The organism is Subtercola frigoramans, assembly GCF_016907385.1.
GTDB classification, from domain to species: Bacteria; Actinomycetota; Actinomycetes; order Actinomycetales; family Microbacteriaceae; genus Subtercola; species Subtercola frigoramans.
The window spans coordinates 2576444-2592388 of record NZ_JAFBBU010000001.1 but is presented as its reverse complement, the minus strand read 5'-3'; the positions used below and the strand labels follow the sequence as shown (position 1 = coordinate 2592388).

Here is a 15945-nt window from a genome sequence, read left to right as displayed (position 1 = left end):
CCGGAAAGTACTTTGGCTAGGCATCTCCATTAGTACGTTTGGCGGCGATGATCGTTGGCAAAGGTGCAGGGTTCGTGCGCATGGCTTGTTCGAGGAGACGGTAAAACAGCAGGCCTCGGCTGCGGGATGCGCGGCGGTTGAATCGGAAGGTGAACTCGTCTAGGTAGTAGCCTAGGTGGTCGTTGCTGATGCCCTGGTGGAGGGTGCCTTCGAGCCAGCGCTTGAGTAACGAGGCAACGGTGTGCACGCCGTAGAGGGATACGTGGGCGGGGACCTTCGAGCCGAGTTCTACGTGACGCTCGTGCTCGTATCCGAGCTTTGCGAGGCGCTTGAGCTCTTGCGCTCCGTCCGTACGGATCAGGGCGCCGGGGTCGATGACACGTTGTGCGAAGCTGATCAGCTGCAAGCTCTCGCCGGGGCTTGGCTCGAGCCGTATTCGGCCCAGCCGCTTGACGCCGAGCATCTCGGCAGCGACCATTACCCCCACCTTTGTGCTGCTTCGGCCCGAATTTCCGCGGCTTATCCCGCCCACATAGGTTTCGTCTAGCTCGACCACACCCTGCAGCAGCCCCCGGCCGGGCACGACCATCGCCCGACGGAACTTGTGCATCCAGACCCACGCCGTCTCATATGACCGCAGCCCGAGCACCCGCTGCAGCCCCTGCGCGGAGACTCCGGTTTTTTGCGAGGTGATGTACCACGCGGCGTGAAACCACATCCGCAACGGCGAGCGGGTCCGATCAAAGATCGTGCCCGCCGTCACGCTCGTTTGCCGTCCACACGCCCGACACATCCATAAGCCGCCCGCGATCCGCCACGCCTGCCCACTCACACCACACCTCGGGCAGACAAAGCCGTCCGGCCATCGCAGACCCGTCAAGAACTTCAAGCACGCATCATCGGTCGCGAACCAATCCTGAAACTCCAGAATCGTCTGCGGATAATCCACCCCACCGACCAAACGCTCGACCATATCCGCGAGCATACCCGGAGAACTTGACCTAAGCAGATACCCAGTACATCTGTTCGATGGTGTAGTATTGACATATGCTCATTGATTCGAACGCCATCGAAACAGACTCGCACCGTGACGCCGCAGAGGCGTTGCTGGTCGAGCTGTACTCGGGCATGGCGCGTGACGATGAGCTGTTCGCCTCGCTCGCTCGTCCGGTGCCGTTGCCTGGGTTTGACGCTGAGGCCGGCCACGCTCACAGATCCGACAGTTCTGAACGCCCGAGCGGCGACAGGGGTACCGGGCGATCGAACTATGCGCAGCTTCGTGACGGCGTGAGCCACGCTGTCGACCTGGTCGTCGAGGTCGAGGCCGAGATCGCGCGGTGTATGGCACGCCGGGCGAGGCTGGTCGAATCGGCACGTGAACTCGCGGTCGCGGCCGAAGAGATCGTGCTGACGCCGTCCGCGCTTGAGACAGGTTCTCGGCAGGATCGAGAACAGCTGGCGCGTCGTTCGCTTGTCGCCGAATTGGGGTGTGCCCTCCGCCAGCCCGAGGCTAGCGTGCAGAGGTTGCTCACCGAGAGTGAGACCCTCGCCGACCAGTTGCCTTCGACCCTGAACGCCCTCGCAGAGGGGCGCCTCAGTTATCGTCACGCGCAGGTGATGGTCGACAACGCCTTGTCATTGCCGCGGGAGGCGCGCCTCCGATTCGAAGGTGCAGCCCTGCGCTCCGCGGTGACATCTCCGGCGTCCCGGTTCACCCAGCACGCGCTCAAGCTGCGAGAGCGTCTCCACCCCGAGTCGATGGTGGCTCGGCGCGAGAAGGCGGCATCCGATCGCTGTCTGCGTTTCGAGCCGGCACGCGACGGAATGGCCTGGCTGTCGCACTTCCTTCCGGCCGCCGTTGCGTTGCAGATCGATGACACGGTCGACAATCTCGCGCGAGGTCTCGTGAAAGCTGACGAGACGCGCACGGTAGCCCAGCTTCGCTCCGATGTGCTGGTCGACCTGATTCTTGGCGACTCCGACATTCATGGCGGCACCGACGTTCTTGGCGAATGCAACCCTCTTAGCGAATTCGGCTGGGAATCATGCACCGGCCCCGCGGCTCATGCTGTCCCGCATGCCGAAAGCGAAGACGAGCGCTCTACGGGGAGGTTCGGCCCGAGAGCTACTGACCGACAACCCCGCCCCTCGGCACGGCTCGTGGGCAGGGGCGTTCGACCGACGGTGATCGTCACGGTTCCTGTGATGACTCTGCTCGGTCACACGGAAGAGCCGGGAGAACTCGAGGGGTATGGTCCGATCGACGCCGAAACCGCGAGAGAGCTGGCTCGCCACGCGCCGAGTTTCATCCGGATCCTGACGCATCCCGAGACCGGGGCGACGCTCTCCGTCGGGCGACAACGGTACAGACCTCTCGCAGACCTTCGAACCGCTCTGGAGATCGACGATCAGACGTGCCGATTCCCAGGTTGCTCGCGGGCCGCGCGACGGTGCGAACTGGACCACACGGTGGATTGGGCGAGCGGTGGGCAAACGAGCCATTCGAACCTGGCACACCTCTGCCCGAAGCATCACCATCTCAAACACGAGACGAAGTGGGCCGTGCGGCACGAAACTGACCGAGCGCTGAGGTGGACTTCACCGCTCGGCCGTGAGTACGTCACGACACCCGAATCACGTGGAGCCGACCCCATGATCGACCCGTGTAGTGGCGCCGTGCCAGTCGTCGACGCGGGGATCGAGCCGCCACCATTCTGATGTGGAGAGTGCTTACTGAGGTGCGCGGCGGCGATGGCGCCGAGCGTTCAGCTCCGCCGAGCGTTCAGGAACGCGGAACCATTCTGAATGCGGAATCCTTCTGAATGCGGAATCCTTCCGAACGGGGAATCTTCATGGGCGCAGGATGATCGTTGCCGAGTGAGGCGCGATCGTCGCGTCGGCCGTGACTGGAGCCCCACTGAACTCCGTGCCTTCCAAGGCGTCGGAGGTGTTCAGCAATATAGTGCCGGCCGGTTCGCCTGCTCCGATCCCAACAGCATCGAACGCAATCGGCACGTCTGAGAAGTTCACGATGATGCTGACACGGCCGCGAGTGATCTCGAACCAGTCTGCATCCTCGTCCAACCGCACGGAGATCTCTGTGAAACGGGGGTCGGTGAACTCCGGAAGGCTGCGCCGCAGTCGTGCGAGCTCCTGGTAGAGGCGCAGCACGCGGGCATGGCGACCTTCAGCGCGCTCCGCCCAGTCGAGCTTGGAGCGCTCGAAAGTCTCGGGGTCCTGCGGGTCGGGTACTGCCGACTCGTCCCAGCCCATCTTGGCGAATTCGGCGATACGCCCCTTGGCGGTGGCCTCGCCGAGTTCGGGCTCGGGGTGCGAGGTGAAGAACTGCCAGGGTGTGGATGCTGCCCATTCCTCTCCCATGAAGAGCATGGGGGTGAACGGGCCGAGCATCGTGAGTACGGCGGCGATGGCGAGCTGGCCATCCGTCAGCGACGCGCTCAGCCGGTCACCGGTGGCCCGATTGCCGATCTGGTCGTGATTCTGGTTGGCGACGACGAGCCTCCACGAGAGGGTGTGCTCGGTGTCGATTGGCTTGCCGTGAATCTGCTCGCGAAAACTCGACCACGTTCCGTTGTGGAAGAAGCCCTCGGTCATGACCTTGCCGAGCGCAGAGAGTGGTTCGAAGTCGGCGTAGTACCCCGAGACCTCGCCGGTGAGCGCCACGTGCAGGGCGTGATGGAAGTCGTCACTCCACTGGGCAGAGAGTCCGTAGCCGCGACTCTCGCGCGGCGTGAACATGATCGGATCGTTGAGGTCGGATTCGGCGATGAGCGTCAGAGGCCGGCCGAGAAACGACGACAGAGTATCGACTTCGGTAGACATCTGGGCGAGGAGGTGCGGTTCACTCTCGTCGTGCAGGGCGTGCACGGCGTCGAGACGCAGGCCGTCGACGTGATAATCATTCAGCCACATCAGCGCGTTGTCGACGATGAATCGCCGTACCTCCTCGGAGCCCTCGCCGTCGAGGTTTATCGACGATCCCCAGGTGTTCGAGCTCTGGTCGTTGATGTATGGGCCGAACATCGGGAGGTAGTTGCCGCTGGGGCCGAGATGGTTGTACACGACGTCCTGGATGACCGCCAGACCTTTCGCGTGACAGGCATCGACGAATCGTTGGTACGCCGCTGGCCCGCCGTACCCCTCGTGAACGGTGAACCAGAGCACGCCGTCGTAACCCCAGTTGTGGGTGCCGTTGAAGCCGTTGACGGGCAGGAGTTCGACAAAGTCGACGCCGATGGAGACCAGGTGGTCGAGCTTGGCGATCGCAGCGTCGAGGGTACCCTCGGGAGTGAAGGTGCCGATGTGCAGCTCGTAGATCTCGCCGCCCGCGAGCTGGCGGCCCTTCCACGAGGAATCTGTCCATTCGAATTGCGTGGGGTCGAAGGTGCGGGAGAGACCGTGAACGCCGTCGGGTTGGCGCCTCGACCGGGGGTCGGGGATGACGAGATCGGCGTCGCCCACGCCCGAGAACGTGTACCCGTAGTCGATGTCGCCTGCGGTCTCGAGATCGGCCACGACGTTAGCGGGCACCGCGAACCACCCGTCTGCTCGTGGCGACATGGTGATGCGCTTTGGCTCGGCAGAGCCGGGCTGGCGAACGGTGAGGGTCACGCCGTCTGCTCGAGGAGCCCACACATCGAATTTCTGGAGTGCCATGGTCTGGTTACGCCTCTTCTTCGGGCACCAGCAGTGCCACGGGGTAGCGGGAGAGCAGCTCGGTGAGCGGGAGTGTTGCCGAAGCGAAGTGCCGACCAGTGATCACGTCGACCGTCGCCCGGTAGTCGGTGGTGAGGGTCGTCTCGCCCCAGCCGCCGGCCCGCGCAAGCCCGACGGGCAGCCGCGTCGCAACGGTGATTGCCCCACCCCGGTCGAACGCGATGGCGTGACTGGCCGCCGCGCCTTCAGCGACCAGCGGCTGGTACCCGGTGAACAGCCCGGGCCGGTCGCGCTTCAGGCGAAGTGCCCGCGAGACCACGAGAAGCTTGGCCGCTCCCGTTTCGTCGAGGGGCGGCAGATCGCCCGCATCGAGCCGGGCCAGGATGCTGCGGCGCTCGCCGTAGTCGACCGCCCGCCTGTTGTCGGGGTCGACGAGTGACGTCTCCCACAGCTCGCTGCCCTGGTAGACGTCGGGCGAGCCCGGGGCGGTGAGCTGCAGCAACTTCAGCGACAACGAGTTCGACCAGCCGGGCATCCGTACCTGCTCGAGAAAACCCGAGAGAACACGACGCACTTCGTGAGAATCGAAGGCGCTGTCGACCACACGATGCATGCGCGCCTCGAAATCGTGGTCTGGTGACAGCCAGTTCGTCGAGTCGCCGGCCTCCCGAGCGGCCTTCTCGGCATAGGCGTGCAGCCGTTCGCGCGACGCTGGTGCCGAGCCGACGATGGCCTGCCACAGCAGGTTCTCGAGCTGGCCGTCACCGAGTGGTGCGAGCACTCGCACTTGCTGAAGAGTGGATGCCCACTCCTCCGCCAGCTCGGAGATCACGCTGATGCGCGCCCGCGTGTCTTCGCCCCGCTTGGTGTCATGGGTCGACAGCGTGGTCATTGCTGTGGCGTAGTCGGTGTGGCGCGTTTCCTGGCGGTGGTGGAATTCGGCCACAGGGATGGCGAATTCACCCGGGTCGGCGCCGACCTCGTTGAGCGAGGTCAGGCGGTTGAACCGATAGAACGCGGTGTCTTCGACGCCCTTGGCCATGACCATGCCAGAGGTCTGCTGAAAGCGCTGGGCGGCGACGTTCGCGGGGTCAGACAGCGCAGGCACTACGGCGTCGATGGTCGAGCTGAGGTCGGGGCGGTGCTGGCCAGCGAGGTCAACAGCCTCTCCGAGCGCCTCGATTCCGAAGGGCAGGTACGAGCGGTATACCGGGAAGCAGGCGAGCAGCTCAGCGATGGCGTCTGCGACTGCGTCAGCTTCGAGCGCGTCGGTCTCGAGCGGGCGGGGCCACGACGGTACATCGAGGTCGCGAACGATCCGGAGCACCTCTGAGCGCAGAATACCGTCGGCGATGCCGCGTTTGGTGTCGTGGATGAGGGCGGTGAACGACGTGGGAGCGGGGCGGGATTCGGTCGCGAGGCGCAGGTCGAGGGCATCCAGAGTCGCCTGCCCTGCAGCGTCGACCAGAACCCGATCGAAATCGGCGAGGGCGTCGTACCCGGTAGTGCCCGCCGTCGCCCAGTCTGCCGGCATCTTCTCGCGGCCCTCGAGGATCTTCTCGACCAGCACGTAGCTGCCGCCCGTGAGTTCGGCCAGGCGATCGAGGTAGCCGCGGGGGTCCTTCAGGCCGTCAGGATGATCGACCCGCAGCCCGTCGGCCAGCCCTTCCTTGAACCACCGCCCGATCTCGGCGTGCGATTCGTCGAAGACGGAGGCGTTCTCGACCCGGATTCCGGCCAGCGTGTTCACCGCGAAGAACCGCCGGTAGTTGAGGTCATAGTCGGCCCGGTGCCAGTTCACGAGCTCGTAGTTCTGGCGCGAGTGGACGGTCACTGCGTCTGCGCCGTCGTCGGCAGAGCCCGGTTTCAACGGAAACCGGTTGTCGTAGAAATGAAGCTGGTCACCGACGATACGGAAGTCGTCTGCGGAGAGGCTCTCGAGCGGGTCATCGCCGAGAACCGGGAGCCGCACCTTGCCGTGCCCGAACTCCCAGTCGACGTCGAATGCGTCGGCGTAGCGCGAATCACGCCCGTGCGTGAGCAGGTCCCACCACCACGCACTCGTGTGTGGGGTGTTCACCCCCACGTGGTTCGGCACGATATCGATCAACACACCGAGGCCCGCGTTGCGTGCGGCTGCGACGGCACGGTCGAGTCCCTCAGCTCCGCCGCGGTCGGGGTCGACCTGCGAGTGATCGATCACGTCGTAGCCGTGGTCGGAGCCCTTCTCCGCCTTCAACAGCGGGGAGAGATAGATCCAGCTCGCCCCCAGATCGTGGAGATACGCGGTCACCTCCGCCGCGTCGGAGAGCGTGAAGTTCGGAGTGATCTGCAGACGATAGGTCGACTGGGGGACGCGCACGGTGGTCGGCTCGATTCTGTCGGGGGTGGAGGGGGGGACTAGCTGGTTGACGCCCGGTTGGCCGAAATGATGGGAACGGCGCCGGTCATCGAGCTCAGCGACGCGGCAACAGAGTGGTCGGGGTCGGCCGTCTCGTGACGGTGGGCACGAAGCACCATCATCGACTTCGGATGCACGGTGAGCACGTCGCCTGGAACACTCGGGTCTTCGTTGGTGGCCTGGCCCGCGGTGTCGATCACCACGTCCCACGCCGTCGCATACTCGACGCTCGGCAGGGTGAACGGGACCTCGACGTCGTCGGCGTTGAAGTACACGAGGAAATTCACATCGGTGACCCGGGCGCCGCGGTAGTCGCGCCCTCGGATTCCCTGTCCGTTCAGAAAGACGCCGACCGAGCGACTGAGTGGTGTGTCCCACTCCTCCGGCTCCATCTCGCCCGCACCCGTGTTCAGCCACACGATGTCGGGCAGGGGCTCGCCCCGACCTCGACGCACGGGCCGGCCGTCGAAGAATCTCGAGCGCCTGAACGTCGGATGCTCCTTTCGCAGCCGCACGACGGCAGAGACGAATTCGGTGAGCGGTTCATCCGCCCGTTTCCAGTGCACCCACGAGAGTTCATTGTCTTGCGCGTAGGTGTTGTTGTTGCCGTTCTGGGTGCGGCCGAGCTCGTCGCCGTGCAGCACCATGGGTACACCCTGTGACAGCAGCAGGGTCGCGAGAAAGTTGCGCTGCTGGCGTGCACGCAGGGCCCGGATGCCCGGGTCGTCGGTCGGCCCTTCGACACCGCTGTTCCAGCTGCGGTTCTCCGACTCGCCGTCGTTTCCGTCTTCGCCGTTGGCGTCATTGTGCTTCTCGTTGTACGACACCAGGTCGGCCAGCGTGAAGCCGTCGTGCGCGGTGACGAAGTTGATCGAGGCGACGGGCCGGCGGCCTGAGTGCTCGTAGAGATCGCTCGAACCTGTGAATCGCGAGGCGAATTCACCGAGCGACGACGGTTCACCGCGCCAGAAGTCACGAACGGTATCGCGATACTTGCCGTTCCACTCCGACCACTGTGGGGGGAAGTTCCCCACCTGGTAGCCGCCTGGGCCGACATCCCAGGGCTCGGCGATCAGCTTGACCTGTGAGACAACCGGATCCTGCTGTACGAGCTCGAAGAAGCTCGAGAGCCGATCGACATCGTAGAATTCGCGTGCCAGGGTCGAGGCCAGGTCAAAGCGGAACCCGTCGACGTGCATCTCGGTCACCCAATACCGCAACGAGTCCATGATGAGCTGCAGGGAATGCGGGTGACGCACGTTCAGCGTGTTGCCAGTGCCGGTGTAGTCCATGTAGTACCGCTTGTCGTCATCCATGACCCGGTAGTACGCCTCGTTGTCGATTCCCCTGAACGAGATCGTCGGCCCGAGGTGGTTTCCTTCAGCGGTGTGGTTGTACACCACGTCGAGAATGACTTCGATGTTGGCGGCGTGCAGCGCTTTCACCATGCCCTTGAACTCCTGAACCTGCTGGCCGCGCTCGCCGGCAGAGGAGTAGGCACTGTGCGGTGCGAAGAACCCGATGGTGTTGTAGCCCCAGTAGTTGTGCAGGCCCTTGTCGAGCAGGGTGCTGTCCTGCACGAACTGGTGTACGGGCATCAGCTCGATCGCGGTGATCCCGAGTCGCTGCAGGTGCTCGATGGTCGCCGGGTGGGCGATGCCTGCATAGGTGCCCCTCTGGTCCTTGGGAACCGCGCTGTTCAGCTCGGTGAGGCCCTTGACGTGCGCTTCGTAGATGATGGTCTCGTTGTAGGGGACCTTGAGGGTGCGATCACCCGACCAGTCGAAGAACGGATTGATGACCACGCCATACATCATGTGCTTGGCCGAGTCGAGGTCGTTCTGCGAGTCGGGGTCGCCGAAGTTGTACGAGAAGAGCGACTGGTCCCAGTCGATCGTGCCGCTCGTCGCCTTGGCATAGGGGTCGAGCAGCAGCTTGTGCGGGTTGAACCGAAGGCCGTTCGCCGGGTCGTACGGCCCGTATACGCGGTACCCGTAGCGCTGGCCCGGCTGCACCTGCGGCAGGTAGCAGTGCCAGACGAAGGCGTCGACCTCGTTCAAGAGAACGCGCGTCTCTGCCCCCTTCTCGCCGAAGAGGCAGAGTTCGACCTTCTCTGCCCCCTCGCTGAAGATGGCGAAGTTCGTGCCGCTGCCGTCGAAGGTCGCTCCGAGCGGGTACGCGGATCCGGGCCAGCTGTCCATAAAGAATTCTCCTGTTGTCGTGCGGGCACGCGTGGTCAGTGCGAGGTGAGGTGCGGCGCGATGTCTGCCGCGATGAAGTCGAGGTGTTCCAGGTCGCCCAGGTCGAGCACCTGCAGGTAGAGCCGCTCGACGCCAGACTCCCGGAGGGCGCCGATGCGATCGATGGCTTCGGATGCTGTACCCGCGATTCCGTGCCGACGAAGTTCTTCGGGCTCGCGGCCGATTGCGGCCGCACGGCGGGCGAACTCCCGCTCGTCAGAACCCACGGCCACGACGAGAGCCGCCGAATAGACCAGGCTGTCGGGGTTGCGCCCGATGGCCTCGCACGCCGCGCGGACGCGCCCGAACTGGGCTGCGATGGAGTCTAATTCGGCGAACGGAATGTTGAACTCGGTGGCGAAGCGCGCGGCGAGGACCGGGGTGCGTTTGGCCCCTGATCCGCCCACGATGACCGGAACCGGGCTCTGCACGGGCTTGGGAAGGGCAGGCGAGTCGACCAGCTGGTAGTGCTCGCCCTCGAACGAATACCTGTCGCCGAGCGGGGTTGACCACAGCCCGGTCACGATTTCGAGCTGTTCTTCGAGCAGGCCGAAACGCTTCGCCGGGAAGGGGATGCCGTACGCGGCGTGTTCCGCGGCGAACCACCCGGTGCCGAGGCCGAGCTCAGCACGCCCACCCGACATCTGGTCGACCTGGGCCACCTGGATGGCGAGGATGCCGGGGTGCCGGTAGGTGACGGACGACACGAGAGTACCGAGCTTGATCGTGCTCGTCTCCCTGGCGAGCCCTGCGAGCGAGGTCCACGCGTCGCTCGGGCCGGGAAGACCGTCGCCATTCATGGCGAGATAGTGGTCAGAACGGAAGAACGCGTCGAAGCCCAGTCGTTCGGTGGCCTGGGCCACCGCGAGGAGATCGTCGTAACTCGCACCGTCTTGAGGCTCTGTGAAGATACGCAGCTGCATACCTTAACCCTCACACACTTCTCACTATCGCCGGGTGGGGTTGAAGAGTAGCGCCGAGTCATGACTAGTCTCGCTGTGCAGCTCTCAGAATCGTTTAGGTCCGCCGGGGTCAAATCGATCTACGGTGACCCGGTGGACCTCGAAGGGGTCACCATCATCCCGGTCGCCCTGGCGTGGTACGGCTTCGGTGGGGGCGACAACGGTGGTTCTGAGGGCGCGCTCGGCGGCCCGATGGCCGGCGGGGGCGGCGGGGGAGCGAGCATCCCGATCGGCGCGTACGTCAAGACGAGCAAGGGTGCCTGGTTCCAGCCGAACCTGGTGTCGCTGATCGCGGTCTCGATACCGGCCATGTGGGTGTGGGGCCATGCCATGTCGCGAGTGATCAAGTCACTGAAGAAGTAAGGCGCCGCTGAAGACGGCACAGGCCGGGCTCGCTCGGGGGCAGGTCATGCCCGGGCGCGTCAGGCAGCCTGGCGCAGCCTGACGCGGTGCCAGGTGGTCGGAGCGGGGCCGAAACCCACGCGCATCCGGTCGTCGCTGGTGGGCTTCGCCGCGTCGTACAGCACGGTTACGGCGCCACTGGCCTGCGCGAGCTTGAACGTGACGCCGCCTGAGCGGGGGATGAGGCTTCGCGCGATGCCGTCACTGGCGGTGAACGAGATGATCGTCACCGTCGAGGTCAGCCGGGAGAGAAGCCCCGTTGAGAGCGGAGGCGCCACCGTGACGGCCTGGCCCCGGGTGCGCGTGCCGTTCCGGGAGAGCCAGCTCTCGGTCATTCTGCGGTGCGCGAACACGGCGAGAAAGAGCACAGCCACCAGAACGGCAGCGGCGAGAAGGAGGAGGGGCATCGTTCCTTCAGAATAGGGGATGCCACAGGATAGAGGATGTGACCCACCCCGCGAAACGGTTGTGAGCTCGCCGCTGGCTGGGCGCGCAACAGCGCTACGGTGGGGGTATGACAGATTCAGCATCAACCCCCACGTCGTACACCGTCGAATATGTCGACGGCCCCCTCAAGGGCCAGTTCGACAAGCGGGTCTTCGTCGGTGGCAAGCACGACAAGACCTTCGGTGTGATCGCCCTCGTCGACGGCATCGAATCGAACTTCGAGTACACGGTGGTTTCAGAGCGAACCCTCAACGGTGAACTGCACGTCAGCTACTCGTTCGATGCCGCAGACAGCGATCCGTACGTGAGCGGCGACGACTCCGACCTGGGTGAAGCACTGGTCTGATCCGGCACTCCAGCGCGATCAGTGTCGCGAATCCAGGAAGGCCTGGATGACCGGCACCGGGTGCGTCAACCGCCAGAGCGGCCCGGGGTCGGTGATCGTCGCACTCAACTTCAGCGGTACGGTCAGCGGCCCGCCGGGCAGGTCGAAGGCGACGCTGCCTGCACTGGTTCCCCCGAGTGCGGTGGTGACCTGGGCGGCTGAGACGACGGGAGCTGTCGTGGCGGGTGCCCAGAGCATCCGGTCGTCGCCAGCGAGTGCCACGCCCTGCGCCGACTGGCCCCAGGCCGTGTCGTAGCGCACGAACGCGTCACCCGCGGTCACGACGGGGCTGGGCTTCAGGGTGAGAGGTGCGCTCGCCACCAGGGCGACCATGTCCTGGTGAAGCGTGTCATAGTCGGGCTCGCGAAGCAGCGCCCCGTAGATCGGCACCGTGCTGCCGGCGACTGTCACGGTTGCGCTGAAGAGAAAACACAGCCCCGCTTGGTCGGTGTAGCTGAGAGACAGCCCCGTGACGCCCTGCTCCGGCAGGTAGGTTGCGAGGTTGTTCACGACGCGGTTCTTGTTCACCGTGACGGTGGGCTCTGCCATGATCTCGGCGACGAGGGGGTTCTCGAAGGCGAGCTGTGTCACCCGGGTGAGATCGGATGCTGTGCCCACCGAGTCGCCCGAGAGCCCGGTCGCATCGACCACTGTGGTGCTGGGGAGCCCGTTCCTGGCGAGCCAGGATTTCGCGGCCGTCAGATACCCGTCGACGGAGCCGAAGGCCCATCTGGCCAGCGCATCGCTGTGATTGTTGCTAGAACCGAGCAGGATGGCCTGGAGGAATTCGCGCTCGGTCCAGGATTCGCCGGTGATGAACGAGACGGCCCGGGCGCTGTTCGCGATGTAGTCGACGTAGCCGGCATAGTCTTCTGCCGTCACCACGATCGACGGGCCCGCTGTGCCGGCGTCGACGGGTTTGGCATCGAGCACCACGAGAGCCAGGATGACTTTCGCTGTGCCGCCGAGCGGAACGGCGTCGGTCTGGCCCGCTGTCGCCAGAACGGTCGAATTGTCTCCGACGGAGATTCCGCTCGCTCCCGTCTGGGGGAGCGTGGGAGGCGACGAGGCGACCGCAGGCGGGGCGGGGCTCAGAACGGTTGCCGTTGCGGCCGGCAGGGGGCCCACGAGAGTTGCCGGTCCGTAGATACCGACCGCGAGGATGATGATCGCACCGAGACCCACAAACACTCCGCGCCTGATGCGGTGAGCGAGTGTGAGCGGCATGAAGTCAGGCTAACCCGCCCGCGCGAGAATTCCGCTCAGGCCCAGCCGAGTTCGTGCAGACGCTCGTCGTCGATGCCGTAGAAGTGGCCGATTTCGTGGACGAGAGTGGTGTGGATCTCGTCGCGGAGCTCGTCTTCGGTCTCGCACACCGAGAGCAGTGGTTCCCGAAACAGCACGATACGGTCGGGTAACTCGCCGAAGCCGTAGTCTGCCCGCTCGGTGAGCGAGGTTCCTTCGTACAGCCCGAGCAGGTCGAGAGACCCGTCTTCGGGGCGGTCTTCCACCACGAAGATGACGTTGTCGAGCCCGTCGACCATCTCGTCAGGCAACAGGTCGAGTTCTTCGACCACAAGGGCTTCGAATGCGGCGGCGTCGAGCTCGATCATCCGGAGCAGGCCCTTCGTGCGGTAGGTGAGCGCTTAACGAAGAAATGACCCGAGTTCATCGGGCCATTTCTTCTTCTACTTCTGTTTCAGGTGGGGTGAGTAACGGGGCTCGAACCCGCGGCCTCCTAGACCACAACCAGGCGCTCTGCCAACTGAGCTATACCCACCAGGCTGTCGACCCGTCAAACGGGGCAACCAGAGAAGTCTATTACAGCTTTGCGGCGAACTCGTTCACGACGTCTGCCGCAATGGTTTTGAGGTCGGCAGAGGCAGGGCCAGGTGGGGCCACGAACACGGCTTTGCGGTAGTACTCGAGCTCGCGGATCGACTCGAGAATGTCGGCCAAGGCACGGTGGCCGCCGTCTTTGGCGGGCGCGTGGAAGTAGATCGGCGGGAACCAGCGGCGGGCGAGTTCTTTGATCGATGACACGTCGACGCTGCGGTAGTGGAGGTGGGCGTCGACACGCGGCATGTATTTCGCGAGGAACATGCGGTCGGTGCCGATGGTGTTGCCCGCAATCGGGGCCTTCATCTCGTTCGGCACGAACTTCAGGATGTACTCGAGGACCTCGTACTCGGCCTCCGCCAAGCTGACACCGTTCGGGATGAGCGCGTCGAGGCCGCTCGTGGCGTGCATGTTACGCACGAAGTCGTTCATGTTCGACAGGGCGGAGTCGTCGGGCTTGATGACGATGGTGAAGCCGGGGTCGACCAGGTTCAGGTCGAAGTCGGTGATGACGACCGCCACCTCGACCAGTTCGTCGATCGCGAGGTCGAGGCCGGTCATTTCACAGTCGATCCAGACCAAGCGGTCTGTTTGTGCACTCATGGAGTCGAGTCTATCGGTGACGATTCACCCCAACGGCTGGGGACTCCGGCTACGACTCAGCTGATCAGGATCGCGGAACTGTCCAGAACTTCGGTGATGACCGATGTGATATCGGCTGTCGGGCGACAGGTCACATCCACAAAGACGCCCTGGCCAGAGGCCGCGAAGGCGCGGGCCGTGGTGATGAAGCTGTTGTTCGACTGGTCGGTTCCTGACATCGCCCGGGTCTGCACGACGGAGTCGGCGTCGACGACGTTCTGGTTGATGTAATCGTCGCTTGCATTGGCGGTGACATCGTCACTGGTGGTCTTGTCGATCAGTGCGAGATAACTCTCGGTGGTGGCCAGGTCGTCGCCCGCGGTCACGGTCACCTTCGGGTCGAGCGGGCCCTGGTGAAACGTCGTGCGACAGAGATTGTCGGCAGAGATGTAGGTCCATGTTCCCTCGGCGCCCTTGGCCAGGCCTGCCTTCCAGCCGGCAGTGCCGAGAAGACCATCACTGATCTGCGGGATGGAATCAGGTGTCAGCTTGGTGCCCGCCTCGAAGGTGAGGTCTGCGGCTGCGGGGCCCTGCGGGACTGGAACTGCCGCGGTCGGCAGAAGGGGATTGAATCCGCCCGGATCGTAGACACGCTGGGCGTGGCTGAGAGTGAGAACGAGGATCACCACGAGCACGATCACCGCCGCAAGGTCGATCACGATGCGCACGTAGCCGATGATCACACCGGCCAGCGCCAGGCCGTGGCCGCGCTCGCCCGTCTTCCGGATCTGCGAGAGCGCGATATGCCCTGTGATGACCCCGGCGAGCGACGCAATGAACGACGAGACGAACGACACGATCGCGAGCACATTGAATTGGGCTGCGGGCTGGGGGGATTCCGGTTCGCTCACGTGATGCTCTCTGTTCGTGGGTTCGCGCCCCGGGCCGTGTCTGCAGTCAAGACGTTACACCGCAGTGGATGCCCGGCTGCCCCAGCGCCGGTCGCCGTGCCGCCCGACTGCTCCTGGCGCAGGGCGGCCCTCGCGTTCGAGCCACAAAGATGTGAGGCTGGAGTCATGGACGATACGAACGCGAAGACGGTTCTCCAGCGCTACCTCCAGACGGGAAGGGATGCCCTGCTGTGGAAGCTCGAGGGCCTCTCGGAGTACGACGTCAGGCGTCCGATGGTGGCGAGTGGAACGAACCTCCTCGGCATCGTGAAACACACCGCGAGCACGGAGGCGGGGTACTTCGGCGAGGTCTTCGGCCGTCCGTTCGCCGAACCACTGCCCTGGATTGCGGCCGATGCCGAAGACAACGCCGACATGTGGGCGACCCTCGAGGAGTCGCCGGAATCCATCATCGGCCTCTACCACCGGGTCTGGGCCAATTCCGATGCCACCATCGCCGCCCTGCCCCTGGATGCTCCCGGGGTCGTACCCTGGTGGCCGGGCGAACGAGGCAAGGTCACCCTGCAGCAGATCCTCGTGCACATGATCGCCGAGACCCATCGCCACGCGGGCCACGCCGACATCGTTCGCGAACTCATCGACGGCTCGGCCGGGCTCCGGGCAGACAACAGCAACCTTCCGGAAGGCGACCGGGCCTGGTGGGAGTCGTACCGACGTCGACTCGAAACCGTCGCTCTCCGCACGCGCGAGGGTGTCGATGACCCGACCGTGACAGACCCCGCCAACTACAGGGCGCTCTGGGAGAATGACTTTGTGCGGGTGCTGGAGTACGCCGACGTTCCCGGTGCCGAAACGAGCCCCCACGATCATCCGAATTCCGTCATGATCACTCTGTCGGGGTTCGACCGGCGGCTCTCCTCGGGTGGGCGCGAATCCGATGTGAGCCTGCCCCGTGGCAAGGCCGTGTGGTTGCCTGCGCAACGGCACTCCGGCACCAACACGGGCGAGACGCCGACGCACACGATTCTCGTGGAACTCAAGGGCGCAGCTGCCGGCACTGCTTCGGGCGCGTCTCTCGGGCCGCAGGATCTGTAGGAGC

Annotated in this window: 14 protein-coding genes and 1 tRNA gene; 4 read left to right on the top strand and 11 right to left on the bottom strand. The window is 64.7% G+C overall.

What is annotated here, in order from left to right; all coding sequences use genetic code 11:
- Window positions 1-16 precede the first annotated feature (16 nt).
- Window positions 17-973, bottom strand: coding sequence for an IS1595 family transposase (locus tag JOE66_RS12140; RefSeq protein WP_372435488.1), 957 nt, complete (start codon window positions 971-973; stop codon window positions 17-19).
- Between the two features lie 74 nt (window positions 974-1047).
- Between JOE66_RS12140 and JOE66_RS12135 the strand changes: the two genes are divergently transcribed.
- Window positions 1048-2718 carry an HNH endonuclease signature motif containing protein gene (locus JOE66_RS12135; protein WP_205109796.1) on the top strand — a complete coding sequence of 557 codons (1671 nt, stop codon included), beginning with the start codon at window positions 1048-1050 and terminating at the stop codon, window positions 2716-2718.
- 132 nt (window positions 2719-2850) lie between these two features.
- On the opposite strand, the gene treZ is transcribed toward JOE66_RS12135, so the two are convergent.
- Genes treZ through JOE66_RS12115 form a run of 4 tightly spaced genes read right to left on the bottom strand, consistent with a single transcriptional unit; the run spans window position 2851 to window position 10241 of the window.
- Window positions 2851-4677, bottom strand: coding sequence for a malto-oligosyltrehalose trehalohydrolase (treZ, locus tag JOE66_RS12130; protein ID WP_205109793.1), 1827 nt, complete (start codon window positions 4675-4677; stop codon window positions 2851-2853).
- A gap of 7 nt (window positions 4678-4684) precedes the next feature.
- Window positions 4685-7039 (bottom strand): malto-oligosyltrehalose synthase, encoded by a 2355-nt coding sequence (gene treY / locus JOE66_RS12125; protein WP_205109791.1) that lies wholly within the window; start codon window positions 7037-7039, stop codon window positions 4685-4687.
- A 38-nt stretch (window positions 7040-7077) separates the two neighbouring features.
- Entirely contained in the window at window positions 7078-9279 is a 2202-nt protein-coding gene (glgX, locus tag JOE66_RS12120; RefSeq protein ID WP_205109789.1) for a glycogen debranching protein GlgX, read from the bottom strand.
- A 35-nt stretch (window positions 9280-9314) separates the two neighbouring features.
- Complete coding sequence (locus JOE66_RS12115; RefSeq protein WP_205109787.1) at window positions 9315-10241, bottom strand: LLM class F420-dependent oxidoreductase; 927 nt, start codon at window positions 10239-10241, stop codon at window positions 9315-9317.
- 60 nt (window positions 10242-10301) lie between these two features.
- On the opposite strand from JOE66_RS12115, the gene JOE66_RS12110 reads away from it, so the two are divergent.
- Complete coding sequence (locus JOE66_RS12110; RefSeq protein ID WP_205109784.1) at window positions 10302-10643, top strand: hypothetical protein; 342 nt, start codon at window positions 10302-10304, stop codon at window positions 10641-10643.
- A gap of 59 nt (window positions 10644-10702) precedes the next feature.
- Here JOE66_RS12110 and JOE66_RS12105 read toward each other — a convergent pair whose 3' ends face one another.
- On the bottom strand, window positions 10703-11089 hold the full coding sequence (locus tag JOE66_RS12105; protein WP_205109782.1) for a DUF3592 domain-containing protein: 387 nt from the start codon (window positions 11087-11089) through the stop codon (window positions 10703-10705).
- A 107-nt stretch (window positions 11090-11196) separates the two neighbouring features.
- Here JOE66_RS12105 and JOE66_RS12100 point away from each other — a divergent pair, with 107 nt between their 5' ends.
- Window positions 11197-11475 (top strand): hypothetical protein, encoded by a 279-nt coding sequence (locus tag JOE66_RS12100; RefSeq protein WP_205109781.1) that lies wholly within the window; start codon window positions 11197-11199, stop codon window positions 11473-11475.
- Window positions 11476-11493: 18 nt separating this feature from the next.
- Here JOE66_RS12100 and JOE66_RS12095 read toward each other — a convergent pair whose 3' ends face one another.
- From JOE66_RS12095 to JOE66_RS12075, 5 genes are all read right to left on the bottom strand, one after another.
- Window positions 11494-12741, bottom strand: a complete 1248-nt coding sequence (locus JOE66_RS12095) for a D-alanyl-D-alanine carboxypeptidase family protein (protein WP_205109779.1) — start codon at window positions 12739-12741, stop codon at window positions 11494-11496.
- 35 nt (window positions 12742-12776) lie between these two features.
- Entirely contained in the window at window positions 12777-13127 is a 351-nt protein-coding gene (locus JOE66_RS12090; protein WP_205109777.1) for a metallopeptidase family protein, read from the bottom strand.
- Between the two features lie 91 nt (window positions 13128-13218).
- Window positions 13219-13294, bottom strand: a tRNA-His gene (locus JOE66_RS12085).
- A 41-nt stretch (window positions 13295-13335) separates the two neighbouring features.
- Window positions 13336-13956, bottom strand: coding sequence for an oligoribonuclease (gene orn, locus JOE66_RS12080; protein WP_205109775.1), 621 nt, complete (start codon window positions 13954-13956; stop codon window positions 13336-13338).
- Between the two features lie 56 nt (window positions 13957-14012).
- On the bottom strand, window positions 14013-14846 hold the full coding sequence (locus tag JOE66_RS12075) for a DUF4190 domain-containing protein (RefSeq protein WP_205109773.1): 834 nt from the start codon (window positions 14844-14846) through the stop codon (window positions 14013-14015).
- A gap of 165 nt (window positions 14847-15011) precedes the next feature.
- Between JOE66_RS12075 and JOE66_RS17670 the strand changes: the two genes are divergently transcribed.
- A complete protein-coding gene (locus JOE66_RS17670; RefSeq protein WP_307827179.1) occupies window positions 15012-15941 on the top strand; it encodes a mycothiol transferase in 930 nt (309 codons plus the stop codon).
- Window positions 15942-15945: the final 4 nt, after the last annotated feature.